Here is a 15,741-nt window from a genome sequence, read left to right as displayed (position 1 = left end):
TCGTCACCCCAGCATCCTGTGATAACCATCCTCAATTTCCTCCAGCCCATACGCATTTCGTTCTACGACATAGATACATTGAAAGTTCCACCCTCGCTCTGACAAAGCTCGCCGTAACGCGATTCCGAAATCGGGCTTAGAAAGTTTTCCGTAACCAGTCGCCAGAGCAGGGACGTTGACGGTCTTACAACCATGCAATTCAATGATCGACAACGCACTCGTTAGCGTCTGCAGCACCAGTTCAATGCTTGAATCATACCAGCCGTCAACTGCCACTGAATAGACAATCGAATTGAACTCGAACGGCTCGGGTCCGATTTCCATCACGAATCCAGGCGCAATAAAATTCAATTTCTGATCCTGCAGATACTGATGTAACTGCCTCTGGAGTGCCTCACCCCCACGCATCAACAGCGCACCGTTCACGCCGCCCGACATATTCAGATACACATTCCCCGAACAGACCAGCGCCTCTGCCGGGTGATCCAGAATGTCACCATGTATGAATTCGAGTTTCATCAACGAATATTCCGATCATTGGCTCTGGCTCAATTCAACTTTCCGCCCATCTGGATCCTGGACCACGAAAACCAGCCGACCATCAAATTCATAGCTGGAAAATATTTCAATATCAGCAGCATCCAGACTTTCTTTCAGATCCGTTTCCAGATTGACAGCAAAGCCCAGTCGACTGCGATCAACGGGTTCATCCTCTTTCAACGGATAGAGCTCAAACACCATTCCTTCAAACGCAGACGCATAATGTTCCGGGCCGGAACCATGCTTTTCTTTTTGAAACTCGATTCCCAACTGCTCGTAAAAGAACCGGCTCACTTCTATACCACGACAACGTAACACCAGCAGATTGAGTTTCAGATCCATGAATCATCGATTTCTGTGACACGGGAAGGCGACAATGAAAACACCCTTATAGTACCCGATTCCGACTGTTTCCACCACAAACATTTGAGTTCTGGGACTTGCTGGAATCAACTCAAATTTCGTGTCATTTCGTTCTTTTCGTGGTCTCGAATAATCTGCTCACCCCCGTCGTTTCCACCGTTGCCTCGCCGCGTCCAGCAGCACGGCGATAATAATCACCGCGCCGGTAATCACACGTTTACTCGGATCGGTGGCCCCGATCTGCGCCAGGCCTGTCTGCAGCACCGCGATGATCAGCACGCCGAAGAATGTATTGATCACCGAGCCGCGGCCCCCCATCAGGCTCGTTCCGCCAATCACACAGGCGGCGATGGCTGAGAGTTCCAGTCCCACCGCTGCGTTCGGGTCGGCACTGGAGAGTCGCGAGGTCTGCATCACGCCCGCCAGCCCGCAAAGCAGACCGCTGATTGTAAACACCGCGACCGAGCAGGGGGCCGTCCGAATGCCTGACATCCGCACCGCTTCCGCATTCGTCCCGATCGCCACACAATAGCGACCGAAGACCGTTCGCGTCAGCAGATACTGTCCTGCTGCCACAATCACCAGCGCCAGCAGGAATGCGGGGGAGAACACAAAGCCTTTCAAAGGCACGCCGATCCATTCAATCGACGAACCTATATATTTCGTCTGTGAATCCGTAATCAGATACGCGCCACCCCGCGCCATCTCCAGCATGCCCAGCGTCACGATGAACGACGGTATCCCCGCCTTCACACTGATCACCCCATTCAGCATGCCACACACAGCGCCTATACCCAGGCAGACCGGCACCGCCGACCACAGCGACCAGCCCCAGTCGACCATGCACACCCCCAGCATGGCTGATGACAGCGCCAGCAGCGAACCAACCGAGAGATCAATGCCGCCGATAATCAATACCAGCGTCATGCCCACCGAAATCACCAGCAGATCGGGGATGTTATTCGCTACCGTCACCAGGGTCTGCTGCGAGAGAAAATGTTCGCTTCTCAGACTGAAAATCAGCACCAGCAGCGCCAGCACACCCAGCAGTCCCGCGTATTGAAACACGGAATAGGTCACTCCACTCACCAGCGAGGCTGGCTGATCTGTATTTTTTTCAGAAACAGGGGCAGGGGAGTCGCTCATAAATTTGATCCTGAAACAGTCTCTTTTGCTTGCTGTGAGTATCCGGAAAAACAGTCCTGCATGATCGCATCATACGACCAGTTTTCCCGCGTGTATTCAGCAACCAGCCGACCAGCCGACATCACGCCGATCCGGTCGCAGGTCTCGAACAGTTCTTCCAGATCACTGCTGACAATCACCAGCGCCTTACCATTTGCTGCCAGTTGATCGAACAACTGATGAATATTCCTGCGTGCGGCCACATCAATGCCGCGCGTCGGCTCATCGAATAGAAACAGATCCGCATCCTGCAGCAGCCATTTCGCGACAGCCACTTTCTGCTGGTTACCGCCGCTCAATGTGCCCACACTCTGTTCAATGTCCCGCGCGTGAATCTGCAGTCGTCTGCGTTTGCCTTCCACCAGCGCGACTTCGCGTCGACGGTCAATCAACCCCGCGATCCCCGTCAGCAGATCCAGGCTCGCCAGCGTCGTATTGACGCGAATCGACTGTGAGAGCAGCAACCCGTTCTGTTTGCGGTCTTCGGTTACCATCGCCAGTCCTGCTTGCACTGCTTCCTGCGGATGAGCAAACCGCCGCGACGTGGCTTCTCCCCGCAGAAAGAGTTCGCCTCGTTCCGCGCGGTCAGCTCCGAAAATCAACCGCAGTAACTCCGTGCGCCCGGCCCCCACCAGGCCTGCGATCCCATACCGCTCGCCGGCCTTTACGGAAAAGCGGACATCCCGAACCGGCCCGCCTGTCATCCCTTCCACACGTAACATCGTTTTTTCAGTCGTGTGATTCGTATGTTCCTGCAGCGCATGCTGTACTGCCTGCACTTCGCCCGTCATCAGATCCACCACCCGCTCAATGGGCTGAAACTCACTCACCTCATGTGTACTTACATATTTCCCATCTCGCAATACAGTCAGACGGTCCGCGATCCGCGCGATTTCATCCAGACGATGACTGATATAGATGATCCCCACGCCGCGGGCCCGCAATTCATTCAGCCGCGCAAACAGTCGTTCCGTTTCACCGGCGCTCAACGCCGCCGTCGGTTCGTCCAGAATCAACAGCTCACACTTCCGGTCCAGGGCCGCCGCGATCTCCAGCATCTGCTGCTGTCCCACTCCCAGGCTGTCGGCACTCTGATCTGTCTTGATCTCATTCAACCCAAAACGGTCCAGGGCCACGCGTGCCTGCTCATGCAGCCGCCTGCGATTGATGACGCCCCAGCGCTGCGGATAACGTCCCAACAGCAGATTCTCTGCAACAGAAAGCGTTGGAATCAGATTCAGTTCCTGTTGCACAATCTGCACGCCCCGCGATTCGGCAAAGCGCTTATCTGCGGGAGCATAGGAGACACCGTTCAACAACATGTGCCCCGCTGTCGCCGGCGTCAGTCCCGCGATAATTTTACACAGCGTACTTTTCCCGGCTCCGTTCGCGCCCAGCAGCGCATGGATTTCACCCGGGCGCAGTTCCAGCCGCGCTTCATCCAGCACCCGCACCACATAGTCCTTACAGACGCCGCGCGCTTCAAACAGCAGCGACCGAGTGTCGCCCGTCATTTCAGAACCTCAGCCGTGATCAGATCGACAGGCGTTTCGCGATCTTCGACTTTAGCTTCAGGATCGGCAACCAGACGCAGTGCATGCTCAATGCCAAACACGGCCAGTTCCCCTCCATGCTGATCCGCAGTCGCCAGTATCTGGCCTTCCTTAATCGCCTGCTGCACGGCCGGGATATTATCGAAGCCGACAATCGCTACCTCGCCCACTTTGCCGCTGTTTCTGACCGCTGCCAGAGCTCCCAGCGCCATACTGTCATTCGCCGCCAGAATCGCTTTGACATTTGGATGTTCGCTGAGCATCGATGAGACCAGCGTATTCGCCATACTCATCTCCCACTGCGCCGACTGGCTGTCGACGATCTTAATGCCTGCAGCTGTCATCGCTGCTTCAAAACCAAGCCGCCGTTGTGTCCCGTTGAACGAGGTGCGAATTCCTTCCAGTAGAATCACTTCATCGCCGGTGTTCAGCTTGGTCGCGAGATAATCGCCGACTTTTTTTGCCCCTGCTTTGTTATCAGGCCCCACAAAAGGAATCGAGATCTTTTCCGCCTGCAATATTTCTGAATCGAGTTTGTTATCAATATTGATGACCACCACACCCGCTTCCCGCGCCCGCCGCAGCGCCGGCACCAGCGCTTTCGAATCCGCGGGTGCAATCACGATCGCATCCACGCCACTCGACACCATCTCTTCAACCAGCGCCACCTGGCGGCTCAAATCGCGTTCATCTTTGATCCCGTTCACAACCAGGTCATAATCTTCGCTGTGCGCCTGCTGGTGCGATTCGGCTCCTTTCGCCATCGACGAAAAGAAATCATTCGCCAGCGATTTCATGATGAGTGCAATCTTGGGCTTTTTATCTGCTGTATTCTTTTCAGCTGATTGCTCTGGTGATTCTGGTTGAGACGTGCAGCCTGCAATCAGTCCGCACAACAGCAGACCGGAAATCAATCGTCTTCTGAACTCATGCATGGAAGCGCTCCTGTTATTGTTTCGTAATCAGTGTTTCAATCTGTTCGCGGTTCGGCATTGCTGTTTGCGCACCGGCTCCCGATGCGGCAATCGCACCTGCCGCGGAAGCAAAGAGGGCGGCTTCCCACAATGTTGCCTGTTCGGCCAGTTTCACCGCCAGTCCCGCAGCAAAGGCATCGCCGGCGGCCGTCGAATCGATGGCCTGAATTGTAAATGGCGGAATGATCTGGACCGACTCTCCGTCAAACAGAACCGCCCCCTGATCGGCCATCGTCACCAGAATCCGTCGCGGCCCCTGTTCCGCCAGAGTGGGCATCGCCGCGATGACATCTTCGAGCGAAGACAATGGTTTTCCAAGGAGTGCTGCTGCCTCAGTCTGATTGGGGCAGATCAGATCCACGTTCAGCAGTTCGGGAGGAAAACCTGCCGGAGCAGGGGCCGGGTCCAGAATCACAGGCACACCCGCTTCCCGCGCGATTGCCGCTGCCGCGATCACCGTCTCGACCGGAACTTCGAGCTGCATCAGCAGGACATCACTGTCACAGATCACCTGCCGCGCCTGCTCCAGTTCCGTCAGTCCCACCAGCGCATTCGCACCGGGAACAACCAGAATCGCATTCTCGCCACTCGATTCCACCATCACAACAGCGACGCCACTGGTCGTATTCGGTTTGCGTGTGACGTGCCTGGTATCGATGCCTTCTGCTTTCAGATTCTGTACCAGTTCCTCGGCGAAACTATCATCACCGACGCAACCAATCATCGTCACTTCCGCGCCCATCCGTGCTGCCGCCACCGCCTGGTTGGCGCCTTTGCCTCCCGGGTTCTCGACTTTGGTATCCGCGATCACCGTCTCGCCCGGTAGAGGCAGCTTCGCGGAACGGATCATCAGGTCCATATTGATCGAGCCCAGCACGGCAATTTTGGCGCGTCTTTTCTCGTTCATCAGAGGTGCCGTTCTACTTTTGAGGAGGCTGACTGGAAAGCTGCACCAGCGCTTCGACCACGCGGACACGCTGCGCATCCGTCAGTTTCAGATATCGCTGCTGACCCTCTCCCGGCTTGAACGTCGTCAGCCCTTCTGGCTGAACGGTCACCGTACCGGTTTCTGACAGATCAAAATAACCCCGATGGGGGAAGACCGCATACAACACACTGGTCAGATCCCATGTCGGACGGTCGTGCGGCGGAGGGTTATACAGAATGTAGGCTTCTGCCAGTGGATGATGCGGAGTGTAGTTATAATCTTCTTCAATGCTCTCATGCGGGTAGGCGACATTCAGCCCGATTTCAAACCCGCTCCAGACAATCGGCGTCGGCCATTCTCGCGCCAGCTTCTGCGCCGCCGGAATGTCTTTGATTATGTTATATTCACGATGATCGACCAGTTTTCCCTTGTGCGGAATTTTTTCAAACGCGCCGGCCATCATCGACAGCAGTTTCACTTTCTGCTTAACCAGTTCTTTGCCTGTGAGAGGACTGATTTTGTCCCCCGGCGATTTCAGCAGGTTTGCCAGATTGGTCGAAAAACCCACCTGCGCGATGACGACCGAATGATCTTCCGCGCCCGCCAGCGCAGTTCGCAGCACCGTCACGGCATCGGGGATCTGCTGCGGCGCTTTGAGGTCATGCGGATAACGCAGCTTGCCATTGTCCTTCTTTTCTGCCAGGACATTGAACTTGCCTGGCTGTGGTGTCACGCCACTTTGACAGATCCCGATCGGGATATCGCCTTTGCCATAAAAGGTATTTACCGCATCGGTGAACGAAGCGGCCAGCGGATTGTCTTTGGTAATCGTCACCGCCAGCAGCCTGCAGTCGCCGCGGACTTCCAGCGCGTGAATCATTCCCAATGCCAGCACATCGTCGACATCGTTGCCAATATCCGTATCAAAGATGACAGGAACCGGTCTCCGGGGTTCGTCGGCCTGCAGAGATGATCCCCCCATCCATGCAATCGCCGCACAGAAAATAAAGACGGAAAATGTGAGCGTCTGAGTCGTTCGTTTCATTGGATTGAATCCTTTTCCCTGTCTGAAAATGGTCCCGCTTCACCCGATATTCTTGATCGAAGAACGCCGCATGAGCTGGACAGGAATACGATACTGTTTCTGTTCGGGGGGCACACTGCTGCGAATCTGTTCTAATAATAATTGGGCAGCCACCTGGCCCAGCTGACTGACATCCTGACTGACCGACGTCAACGGCGCAGCCAGGTATGCGGCGAAAGGAAAATCATCAAAGGCGATCAACGACAGATCGTCGGGAATCGCGCGTCCCATCTCCGCCGCCGCCCTCAATGCGCCTAACGCATTCTGATTGCTGAACGCGAACAGCGCGGTGATCTCCGGTCGCGTCGTCAGCAGACGCAGGGCCGCCTGATATCCCGAGGCTTCATCGAAGTGATGCCCGGCAATCAGCATCGGATCAAAGTCCAGACCTGCCGCTGATAATGAGTCCTGCACACCGGAGAGCCGCTCGCGGTTGGGCAGCGTTTCGGGTAAGCCCTGTAAAATGCCAATCGTCCGATGCCCGGCATCCAGGAGTTCGTTCATCGCAATCCGGGCACCTGATTGATGATCGGACGTAACGGTCACCAGGTCCCTGTTATCAAATCCCCGGTCCACCAGCACCAGCGGCAGCTTTTGATTTGCAAGCTTGCAGAGATGTGTCTCATCCATGCCCACCGGACAGACCACCAGACCTTCAATCTGGCGGGCCTGCAACTGTTCTACCAGCCGCGCTTCCGTCTCGCCGTTCTCCTGGCTGTCTGTCAACAGGACCGAATACCCGTCCGCTTCGGCGGCCAGCGTAATCTCCCGGGCAATCGCCGCAAAGAATGGGTTCGCGACATTGGGCAGCACGACGCCCAGCAATTTCGTCTGTTGTGATCTCAGGGATCGGGCCAGCAGGGAAGGGGAGAACTGCAGTTTTTTCGCGGCTTCGCGCACCGACTGCTCGGTCGCACTGCTGATGCGACAGGCTTCCGCTTTCCCCGACAGCGCACGCGACGCGGTCGAGACACTCACCCCCGCAGCCTCGGCGACTTCCTTCAACGTGACCGATTTGTTGGACGAATTACTCATACAACCCCTTTGCACAATCGATTGTGCATCTTAACAGACCGGGAGTGGATATCAAGCCTGGTGGCAAAAAGAGAGTCTGTAGCACTACTGGAAATCTAAAAAAAGCGGGACCAAATCTAATTCAGTCCCGCTCAACAAATTGAAGAAAGTTCACGCCCGGTTATCCAACGTTATTTCTCACCCACGCAAATCAGCTTGCCACGGGTACGAATAAAAATTCGCCCATCGGCAATGGCGGGTGTGCCCAGAATCGAATCGCCCATATCGTTCTTGGCGATGATGTTCTGTTCGGGGCCATCTTCCAGCACAACGATCTTGCCGTTCTCGCCGGCGACATAAATTTTCCCGTCGCCATAAATGGGGGAGGCGAAGTATTCGCATTCATTCTGAATCCGTTTGGGGCCCCAGACTTTTTTCCCTTTTTCCACTTCAAAGCAGGTCGAGATTCCGCCCCCTTTGACGAGAAACATCCGATCTTCAGTCACCAGCGGGGACACAATATGATCGGTGTGTTTGGTCGGATGCTTCCAGAGCAGATGGGTTTTGGTCACATCGCCACGACCGCCCCCTTTGACGGCGAGAATGAATTCCTGGGCCGGCTCTTCGCCAAATTTGGCTCCCGCTTCATTGCCGGGTGGCAGGAAAGCAATATCCAGTTCTTTGCCTTCCAGCGCGCCATCTTTGTTCAAGTCGCCGCGATCAAATGTCTTTTTGTAGAAGGCTTCGGGAACTTTGGTTTTGCCCACGAACGCCTGGATTTCCTCTTTCGTAACTTTCCCGTCGCTGTTGCCGGTTTCCCAGCGGTCAATCGAAGCCAGCCACTGGTTGGCAATTCCGCCACTCTGCAGTGAGACATAAATCACCCCGTCATGACTCACCGGTGTGGTCTTGATATTTCGCAGCAGGGTCTGGGCTGTCCACAGTCGCTTGCCGGTTGCGGGATCATAGCCGATCAGCTTGCCGGTCCCCGCAACTACGATCTCATCCCCTTTGTCAGTCTCACAGATGACCGGATGAGAATAGTTCACCGCCTGGTCGCTGCGATCATCCTTCCAGACGATCTTTCCCGTCTTTTTATCAAACGCATAGAAGGCAGGCGCCAGGTCATCATCCTGACAGAACAGCACCAGGTCTTTATACAGTGTGGGAGACATCCCCGCGCCCCACTTGAATACGAAGTAGGGGACCGGCAGTTCCTGCTCCCAGACATCGGCCCCGGTTTCGGCATCGACGGCCAGCATGCCCAGCGTGCTGAAGTAGAAGTAAACCCGCTCCGCATCTGCGGCAGGTGTCGTCGCAGCGAAGCTGTTCGTTTTATGAATCTCGAGCAGATCGCCGGTTTTCCAGACACGTTCCCAGAGCTTCTTTCCGGTCTCGGCATCGAAGGCATACAGTCCAATTTTATCCTTCCCCACCATGGCCGAGGTAAAGACACGTCCCGCAGCAACCACCGGACAGCCAATGCCATCACCCAGTTTCTGTGACCAGATCACATTTTTCTGATCATCAAACTCCGCAGGTAATGGCTTTTTGCCGGTGGACACTCCCGAGCAGTTGGGTCCCCGGAACTGAGGCCAGTCTTCTGCCAGCACCACATCACCATGACTCAGGAGACTGAATAGACCAGTCACAACAACAAGTAAAACAGTCCGTTTTCGCATCCAAAGCATCAGTTTTATCTCCTGAAATTCATAGAAGCCAATCGAATTCGCGCTGAAATCTGCCCCTGTTTGCGCAACGGGGCAGATTCCACTCTACTTAATCTTTTTCGCAATACCACCTTATCTGACTAATTTTTAAGCAGGTTTAAAAACATATAAAAAAACCTCGATATCATAGAGACAGACTGTCGATCAATCGTTAGAATCGCACACTTGAACACTCCGACATTCCCGCCCGATGTGCTCAGTAGTAATTCCGGAATGATGGTGACCCGCCTGCCTGTAGTGAGTGAAAGGAAAGTTCCATGTTCTCGATTTTGAACCACCCACAGCGATCTTCAGGAAACATGTCACGCCGCGAACTGCTGACAACCGGCGGGGTCGGGCTGCTCGGGCTCTCGCTTCCACGGATGCTCCAGGCAGAACAGCAACAGATTGTGAATCCCTTTCAGGGAGGCAAAGCCAAATCCGTCATCTTCCTGTTTCTGTTTGGCGGCCCCAGTCAGTTGGAAACCTTCGACCTGAAACCCGAAGCACCCAGTGAAATTCGCGGTCCCTTTCAACCCATCGCCTGCCGCACTCCCGGGCTGCAGATCAGCGAACATCTGCCACACCTGGCTCAGGTTTCGGATAAGTATTCTGTCATCCGCAGCATGACGCATACCTTCAATGATCACAGTGGTGGCGGTCATTATGTGCAAACCGGCAAACGCTGGCATGTTCCCGTCGGTGCCGGCTTTGATGCCACCCCCAAAGACTGGCCTTCCATGGGCTCGGTGGTGGAATATCTGACTCAGCATTCTCCTGGCGGACTGGAACGCGATCTCCCTAACTACTCGGTCGTCCCCAATCGACTGGGACGTCTGCAGGCAGGAGGACGCTATATTCGACCGGGTGAATATGCGGGTTGGCTGGGACGCGCTTATAATCCGCTCTCTACCACCGTAGACAGCCGCGATTCCACCGACAACCCGTACTGGCGGGACTGCACGGATGAAGAACTCAGTTTTGAAATCGAAGGACTGGCTCCCGAAGTTCCCTTGAAGACGATCCGCCGACGCGTGGCGCTGCTCGAGCACTTTGACGGCATGAAACGCAATTTCGATAAAGCTGATTCTCAGGTTTTCGATCGTTTCCGCCAGCGGGCACTGGCGCTGTTAACTTCCAACAACACCCGCAATGCCCTCGATATCAAAGACGAACCGGCACCGCTTCGCGATAAATACGGTCGGCATCTGTTTGGTCAATCGTGCCTGATGGCCCGTCGCCTGGTGGAAGCCGGGGTACGCTTTGTCACCGTGCACTACGATTGCGTTGATGGCTACAGCTGGGATTCACATCGCAACAGCGACGATGTCAAAAACAATCTGCTGCCGACGTTCGATCAGGGTTGTGCAGCTTTGCTGGCCGACCTCGATCAACGAGGCATGCTCGACGATACGCTCGTGATCGCGATGGGAGAAATGGGCCGCACCCCCAAACCCAACAGCAACTGGGGTCGTGGACACTGGAGTCAGCTTTTCCCGGCGTTAGTCGCAGGGGCCGGCATTCGGGGAGGTACGACCTACGGGAGTTCTGATCGTCTTGCTTCCAGACCTGCCGAACATCCTGTCAGCCCCGAAGACCTGGCTGCGACCATCTACTGGGCACTCGGCATCGATCCCGGCCTGATGTTACCCGACGCACTCGATCGACCGATTCCCATCGTTGATGGCGGAGAACCGCTCAAACAATTGTTTGGTTAAGCCACTTGACAGCGATTTGCCCACCGACACACGGGGCGAAGCTTTTGATAATAACAGCTAAAGCCTTCGATCCAGGACCAGTCCACAATCCGATAATATCCTTGCATTCCGGCTTCCGATCGGCTTCAATCATAATAGTGCTTTCAATCCAAACTGTACTCGTTTCTGCCGAGAAGGTTCTCCTATGATGCGCCTCATGATTGCCATCTGCCTCTGTTCGACCAGCGTCTGCTTTGCCGATGATGCGACACCGAATTTCAAACCGGAAACCATCGACAGTACGGTAGAAATCGGTTATGGCACCGCGATTGGTGATGTCAACGGCGATGGAAAACCGGATATTCTGTTAGCCGACAAAAAAGAAATTGTCTGGTATCAGAACCCGACCTGGCAGCGGCATGTAATCGCGGAAAATCTGACAGAACGCGACAATGTCTGTATCGCCGCCCGCGATATTGACGGCGACGGAAAAGTCGAAGTTGCTGTCGGCGCGCAATGGAACCCGGGAGACACCGTGAATTCCGGTGCTGTCTTCTATCTTGAGCCCCCCGCCGATCGCACACAGCTCTGGAAAGCCATCCCGCTTCCCCACCAGCCCGTCATTCATCGCATGCGGTGGGTCAAACTGGCCGACAATAATTTTGTACTCGTCGTTTCCCCTCTGCATGGTAAAGGGAACAAACAGGGAGAGGGCGTCGGCGTCAAACTGATCGCCTATGAAAAGCCGAAGAACCCGGCAGACCAGTGGAAGCAGACCGTTATCGAAGACACGCTGCACGTCACCCATAATCTCGACCCGGTCCAGTGGAATCCGCAGTCACCCGCAGAAGAAATTCTGTATGCAGGCCGCGAAGGAGCCATGCTGCTCTCTTATGCAGACGGACAGTGGAAGAAAACCAAGTTCCCGCTGATCGAGGGGAGTGGCGAAATCCGCATGGGGCAACTCGACTCTTCCAGCCGGTTCATCACCACCATTGAACCGCTGCACGGCGACAAGCTGGTGCTGTATCAGTCTGATGACGCAAACAAGGGAATCAGCAAACGTCAGATTCTGGACGACAACATCAAAGCCGGCCATGCCATCGCCACGGCGAATCTGTTCGGTGACGCCAGACAGGAAATTGTCGCAGGCTGGCGAACTCCCAACAAAGACAACAAGGTGGGTGTGAAAGTCTACTGGACCACCGATGAAGCAGGCAAAGTCTGGAAGTCGGCCTGGATCGATGAGAACGGCATGGCCTGCGAAGACCTGCGACTGGGTGATCTGAACGGCGACGGGCGGATCGACATCGTCGCCGCCGGCCGCGATTCACACAACCTTAAAATCTACTGGAATCAACCCGAGTAACGTCGTCCCTACATGGTTCTGCCACCATCGACGACCAGTAACTGACCGGTCGTCAGCGTAGTGCCGAGCGCCAGGTACAACACGGTATCAGCGATATCATCGGGTTGAGCAGGGCGGGGGATGGGAAAACCGGCTGTTCGCTCTGACAGTTCTTCATCGGTCATTACCTGCTTGAGCCAGCGACTGTCAATCGGGCCGGGACAGACTGAATTCACACGAATTTCCGGGGCCAGCGCCCGCGCCAGTGATTTGGTCATCGTATTCAGTCCTCCTTTACTCGCGCAGTAAGCGACGCTTGAGCCTTCCCCGGTAATACCGGCGGTCGAACTGACATTCACCACGGCACCAAATTCACTCTCTCGCAGCAGATGTGCCGCGGCACGAATGCAGAAGAACGGGCCTTTCAGATTCACGCTGAGAATGCGATCCCAGATCTCTTCACTGAGCGCATCCAGATCTTTATGCTCGATGAATTCGGTTGTTCCCGCATTATTCACCAGTACATCCAGCCGCCCCCACTCCGATTCAATTTCAGCAATCATGCGTTTCACAGCAGCGTCATCGCTCACATCACATTGAATGAGCAGTACGCTGGCGCCTTCTACTTCGAGGAGTGCTTTGGTTTCCTCCGCTTCAGCCTGGCTGCGTGAATAATTCACGACAATATCAAAGCCTTCCTCCGCCAGACGCAGCGCACAGGCGCGACCGACTCCCGTTGCAGATCCTGTGACCAGAGCGACACTATTTTCGTTCATCTGAAATATTCCATTTAAGAATTGTATTGGTTTAAAAAGGGGACTGGTTTGAGTTTGAATTGGAATCAGTCAGCAGCATGCGCTTCGACAAGACCCCAGTCGACTTCGATTCCCAGACCGGGTGCATCGGGAATCGTAATCACGGGACCTTCAATCTTCAACGGATTCTTGACGATGGAAATCTCATGATATTCGGGGCCCAGAATATCACCCGGATATTGCTCGATATTCATATTCGGACATCCGACAACCGCATGACACATGGCGGCTGAAGCGATATCCAGTTCCAGATTGGAACCGATACTGCAGGGAATACCGTGTTCGGCAGCATAGGAGACTATTGCTGCCGTCTTGCTGATGCCCCCATTTTTTCCCGGGTAGACGTTGATGACGTCACACGCTTCGTTACGAATGCATTCTTTGGCGTCGGCCAGATCAAAACAGATGTCATCAGCCATGATCTCCGGTTGGATCGCCCGTCTGACTTCTGCCAGCGCGGCAAAATCACCGCGGGGCGTGGGCTGTTCAAACAATGCCACATTATAATCGCTCATGCGTTCCATGGCGGCGATTGCGGTGGCTGAGTCCCAGCCCGCGTTGGCGTCAATCGTCAGTTCCAGGTCCGGGCCCATCGTCTCGCGCACCATTTTCACGCGGGCCACATCTTCATCCAGGTTCGTCCCCACTTTGACTTTGATCGTGGTGAAGCCTGCCGCCACCAGTTCCTGCGTGCGACGTTCGGCCCGTTCCAGCGAATACGCGCCCATGGAAAAGCGGCATTTAATCGAGCGACTGCGGACCGCACCTCCCAGCAGTTCATAGACCGGCTGCCCCGCTGCTTTACCTTTGATATCCCAGCAGGCCATCTCAATCGCTGACTTGGCAAACCAGTTTCCCTGGGAAGTACGATCGAGGATCCGATTGATATTTTCAATGTCACAGGGATCCTGACCAATCAGCAGCGGCGTAAAGACGCGATCAACAATCGCCTGGGCGCCCCAGACGGTTTCCCCACTCCAGCGACAGAGGACGGTTGCTTCACCGGCTCCTTCGATACCGGCATCGGTCTCAATTCGTAACAGCAGATAGTTGGAGACTTCGTGTTTTCCCAGAGCCGAAATCATCCGCCGTTCGGGCTTAAGGGGAATCCGAACCGGGTAAGTTTTGATCGCTGCAATTTTCATGGTGTGCCTCTTGCTTCACTACACTGTAAATCATCACGATTTCGCCAACGTGCGCCTGTTACCGAATATTCAACTGATGATAACAGAAGCCGTTTCATTCAGGAATCTGCACAGCGACGAAATACAGTAAATGCCTGCCACCAGGTTTTGCACTCTTCTGAATGCCTGCAGATCAAGCGAAGCTTTAGTTGAATTCAAACCCTGATTCCGTTAAAAGCGAAGTCTGATTTCCCTTTTCCTTCTACTATTCATGCGAGTTGAATGTGTCCGCTCTCTCTGAACGTCTGCCTGCCACCTGCCAGCTGATTCTGGAAGGCATTGAACACGAACTGCATACAGGAGTGCAGCTTTATATTTCACTGCAGGGTGAAGTGATCGCTGATGGCGGCATGGGGGAAGCCCGCCCCGGTGTCCCCATGACGGCCGACACACTCAACCTCTGGCTCTCCGCCGGGAAACCGCTGACAGCCATGGCGATGGCCCGCCTGTGGGAGCAGGGCGACCTGCAGATGGATGATCGAGTTTCCCGCTTCATTCCCGAGTTTGGTTCCAAAGGCAAAGAGCCGATCACAATTCTGCACCTGCTCAACCACACCGCCGGCTTCCGTCCCGTTGATACAGGCTGGCCTGATGTCAGTTGGGAAGAATCGATTCGGCGTATCTGCGAGGCACCACTGGAAGAGAACTGGCAGATCGGAAAAACAGCCGGTTACCATGTCAGCTCCAGTTGGTTCATCCTCGGAGAAATTCTGCAGCGCATCAAAGGACAACCCTACACCCAACTGATGCGCGAACTGATTCTGGAACCGCTGGACATGACTCACAGCTGGCTGGGCATGCCGGCCGACGTCTATCAGCGTGAGCAGGCGCAGATCGCCTATGTTTATCAACGTGAAAAAGGGGAAATGCAGCTGACTGATCTGCATGATGCAGCACACTGTATCACGCCTTCACCCGGTGGAAATGCGCGGGGACCGATTCGTGAACTCGGGCGATTTTACGAATGCCTGCTCAACCAGGGAACTCCCCTGTTTGAGCCTCAGACGGTGGACACCATGATCGATCGCCAGCGGGAAGGGGAGTTTGATCTCACACTGCAGCACAAAGTCGATTACGGCCTGGGGTTCATCGTCAATTCGAATCGTTATGGCGCCGGTACTGTCCCTTATGGATTCGGCAAGTACGCTTCCGAAGCATCCTTCGGGCACGGTGGTTCGCAGTCTTCCATCGCCTTTGCCGACCCGGAACGGGAACTGGTAGTGGCTGTCGTAGCGAATGGCAGACCTGGAGAACCCCGTCATCAACGTCGTGCGCGGGAAATCAACGAGGCCATCTACGAAGATCTGCGTCTGGTATAAACTCGCTGACGCTGATCTGCCTGCAACC

General features: G+C 54.9%; 14 protein-coding genes. 3 read left to right on the top strand and 11 right to left on the bottom strand.

Going from position 1 to position 15,741, the window contains the following annotated elements; all coding sequences use genetic code 11:
* Positions 1–3: 3 nt before the first annotated feature.
* The 9 genes from AACZ40_RS08085 to AACZ40_RS08045 all read right to left on the bottom strand — a co-directional run bounded on the left by AACZ40_RS08085 (position 4) and on the right by AACZ40_RS08045 (position 9,332).
* Complete coding sequence (locus AACZ40_RS08085) at positions 4–519, bottom strand: macro domain-containing protein (protein WP_291178486.1); 516 nt, start codon at positions 517–519, stop codon at positions 4–6.
* A gap of 15 nt (positions 520–534) precedes the next feature.
* Positions 535–882 carry a hypothetical protein gene (locus tag AACZ40_RS08080; RefSeq protein WP_291178483.1) on the bottom strand — a complete coding sequence of 116 codons (348 nt, stop codon included), beginning with the start codon at positions 880–882 and terminating at the stop codon, positions 535–537.
* Positions 883–1,041: 159 nt separating this feature from the next.
* Complete coding sequence (locus AACZ40_RS08075) at positions 1,042–2,049, bottom strand: ABC transporter permease (RefSeq protein ID WP_291178479.1); 1,008 nt, start codon at positions 2,047–2,049, stop codon at positions 1,042–1,044.
* Positions 2,046–3,602, bottom strand: coding sequence for a sugar ABC transporter ATP-binding protein (locus tag AACZ40_RS08070; protein WP_291178476.1), 1,557 nt, complete (start codon positions 3,600–3,602; stop codon positions 2,046–2,048). Before AACZ40_RS08070 ends, AACZ40_RS08075 begins: the two co-directional genes overlap by 4 nt.
* Positions 3,599–4,576 carry a sugar ABC transporter substrate-binding protein gene (locus tag AACZ40_RS08065; protein WP_291178474.1) on the bottom strand — a complete coding sequence of 326 codons (978 nt, stop codon included), beginning with the start codon at positions 4,574–4,576 and terminating at the stop codon, positions 3,599–3,601. The genes AACZ40_RS08070 and AACZ40_RS08065 overlap by 4 nt, the downstream gene beginning before the upstream one ends.
* Before the next feature lie 13 nt (positions 4,577–4,589).
* Complete coding sequence (gene rbsK, locus AACZ40_RS08060; RefSeq protein WP_291178471.1) at positions 4,590–5,522, bottom strand: ribokinase; 933 nt, start codon at positions 5,520–5,522, stop codon at positions 4,590–4,592.
* Positions 5,523–5,535: 13 nt separating this feature from the next.
* Entirely contained in the window at positions 5,536–6,588 is a 1,053-nt protein-coding gene (locus AACZ40_RS08055) for a nucleoside hydrolase (RefSeq protein WP_291178468.1), read from the bottom strand.
* A 39-nt stretch (positions 6,589–6,627) separates the two neighbouring features.
* Entirely contained in the window at positions 6,628–7,662 is a 1,035-nt protein-coding gene (locus tag AACZ40_RS08050) for a LacI family DNA-binding transcriptional regulator (RefSeq protein ID WP_291178466.1), read from the bottom strand.
* Between the two features lie 170 nt (positions 7,663–7,832).
* Positions 7,833–9,332 carry a PQQ-binding-like beta-propeller repeat protein gene (locus AACZ40_RS08045; RefSeq protein WP_291178463.1) on the bottom strand — a complete coding sequence of 500 codons (1,500 nt, stop codon included), beginning with the start codon at positions 9,330–9,332 and terminating at the stop codon, positions 7,833–7,835.
* A 296-nt stretch (positions 9,333–9,628) separates the two neighbouring features.
* Here AACZ40_RS08045 and AACZ40_RS08040 point away from each other — a divergent pair, with 296 nt between their 5' ends.
* Together AACZ40_RS08040 and AACZ40_RS08035 are read left to right on the top strand one after the other, a co-directional pair.
* Complete coding sequence (locus AACZ40_RS08040; protein WP_291178462.1) at positions 9,629–11,068, top strand: DUF1501 domain-containing protein; 1,440 nt, start codon at positions 9,629–9,631, stop codon at positions 11,066–11,068.
* A gap of 184 nt (positions 11,069–11,252) precedes the next feature.
* Positions 11,253–12,416 carry an FG-GAP-like repeat-containing protein gene (locus AACZ40_RS08035; protein ID WP_291178459.1) on the top strand — a complete coding sequence of 388 codons (1,164 nt, stop codon included), beginning with the start codon at positions 11,253–11,255 and terminating at the stop codon, positions 12,414–12,416.
* An 8-nt stretch (positions 12,417–12,424) separates the two neighbouring features.
* Here AACZ40_RS08035 and AACZ40_RS08030 read toward each other — a convergent pair whose 3' ends face one another.
* Positions 12,425–13,171: a glucose 1-dehydrogenase gene (locus AACZ40_RS08030; RefSeq protein WP_291178456.1), complete on the bottom strand. Its 747-nt coding sequence runs from the start codon at positions 13,169–13,171 to the stop codon at positions 12,425–12,427.
* Between the two features lie 65 nt (positions 13,172–13,236).
* The gene (locus tag AACZ40_RS08025; protein ID WP_291178454.1) at positions 13,237–14,355 is read right to left on the bottom strand and encodes a mandelate racemase/muconate lactonizing enzyme family protein; all 1,119 of its coding nucleotides are present in this window, start codon (positions 14,353–14,355) and stop codon (positions 13,237–13,239) included.
* 263 nt (positions 14,356–14,618) lie between these two features.
* Between AACZ40_RS08025 and AACZ40_RS08020 the strand changes: the two genes are divergently transcribed.
* Positions 14,619–15,713, top strand: coding sequence for a serine hydrolase domain-containing protein (locus AACZ40_RS08020; protein ID WP_291178451.1), 1,095 nt, complete (start codon positions 14,619–14,621; stop codon positions 15,711–15,713).
* The last annotated feature ends 28 nt before the right edge of the window (positions 15,714–15,741 follow it).

It is taken from the genome of uncultured Gimesia sp. (assembly GCF_963972345.1).
In the GTDB taxonomy this organism is placed as follows: Bacteria; Planctomycetota; Planctomycetia; order Planctomycetales; family Planctomycetaceae; genus Gimesia.
This window is presented reverse-complemented; position numbering and strand designations above follow the sequence as displayed.

Bases quoted from the DNA above. Each gene is read 5' to 3' on its own strand.
- AACZ40_RS08085 (WP_291178486.1), bottom strand. From the start codon at position 519: ATGAAACTCGAATTCATACATGGTGACATTCTGGATCACCCGGCAGAG.
- AACZ40_RS08080 (WP_291178483.1), bottom strand. From the start codon at position 882: ATGGATCTGAAACTCAATCTGCTGGTGTTACGTTGTCGTGGTATAGAA.
- AACZ40_RS08075 (WP_291178479.1), bottom strand. From the start codon at position 2,049: ATGAGCGACTCCCCTGCCCCTGTTTCTGAAAAAAATACAGATCAGCCA.
- AACZ40_RS08070 (WP_291178476.1), bottom strand. From the start codon at position 3,602: ATGACGGGCGACACTCGGTCGCTGCTGTTTGAAGCGCGCGGCGTCTGT.
- AACZ40_RS08065 (WP_291178474.1), bottom strand. From the start codon at position 4,576: ATGCATGAGTTCAGAAGACGATTGATTTCCGGTCTGCTGTTGTGCGGA.
- rbsK (WP_291178471.1), bottom strand. From the start codon at position 5,522: ATGAACGAGAAAAGACGCGCCAAAATTGCCGTGCTGGGCTCGATCAAT.
- AACZ40_RS08055 (WP_291178468.1), bottom strand. From the start codon at position 6,588: ATGAAACGAACGACTCAGACGCTCACATTTTCCGTCTTTATTTTCTGT.
- AACZ40_RS08050 (WP_291178466.1), bottom strand. From the start codon at position 7,662: ATGAGTAATTCGTCCAACAAATCGGTCACGTTGAAGGAAGTCGCCGAG.
- AACZ40_RS08045 (WP_291178463.1), bottom strand. From the start codon at position 9,332: ATGCTTTGGATGCGAAAACGGACTGTTTTACTTGTTGTTGTGACTGGT.
- AACZ40_RS08040 (WP_291178462.1), top strand. From the start codon at position 9,629: ATGTTCTCGATTTTGAACCACCCACAGCGATCTTCAGGAAACATGTCA.
- AACZ40_RS08035 (WP_291178459.1), top strand. From the start codon at position 11,253: ATGATGCGCCTCATGATTGCCATCTGCCTCTGTTCGACCAGCGTCTGC.
- AACZ40_RS08030 (WP_291178456.1), bottom strand. From the start codon at position 13,171: ATGAACGAAAATAGTGTCGCTCTGGTCACAGGATCTGCAACGGGAGTC.
- AACZ40_RS08025 (WP_291178454.1), bottom strand. From the start codon at position 14,355: ATGAAAATTGCAGCGATCAAAACTTACCCGGTTCGGATTCCCCTTAAG.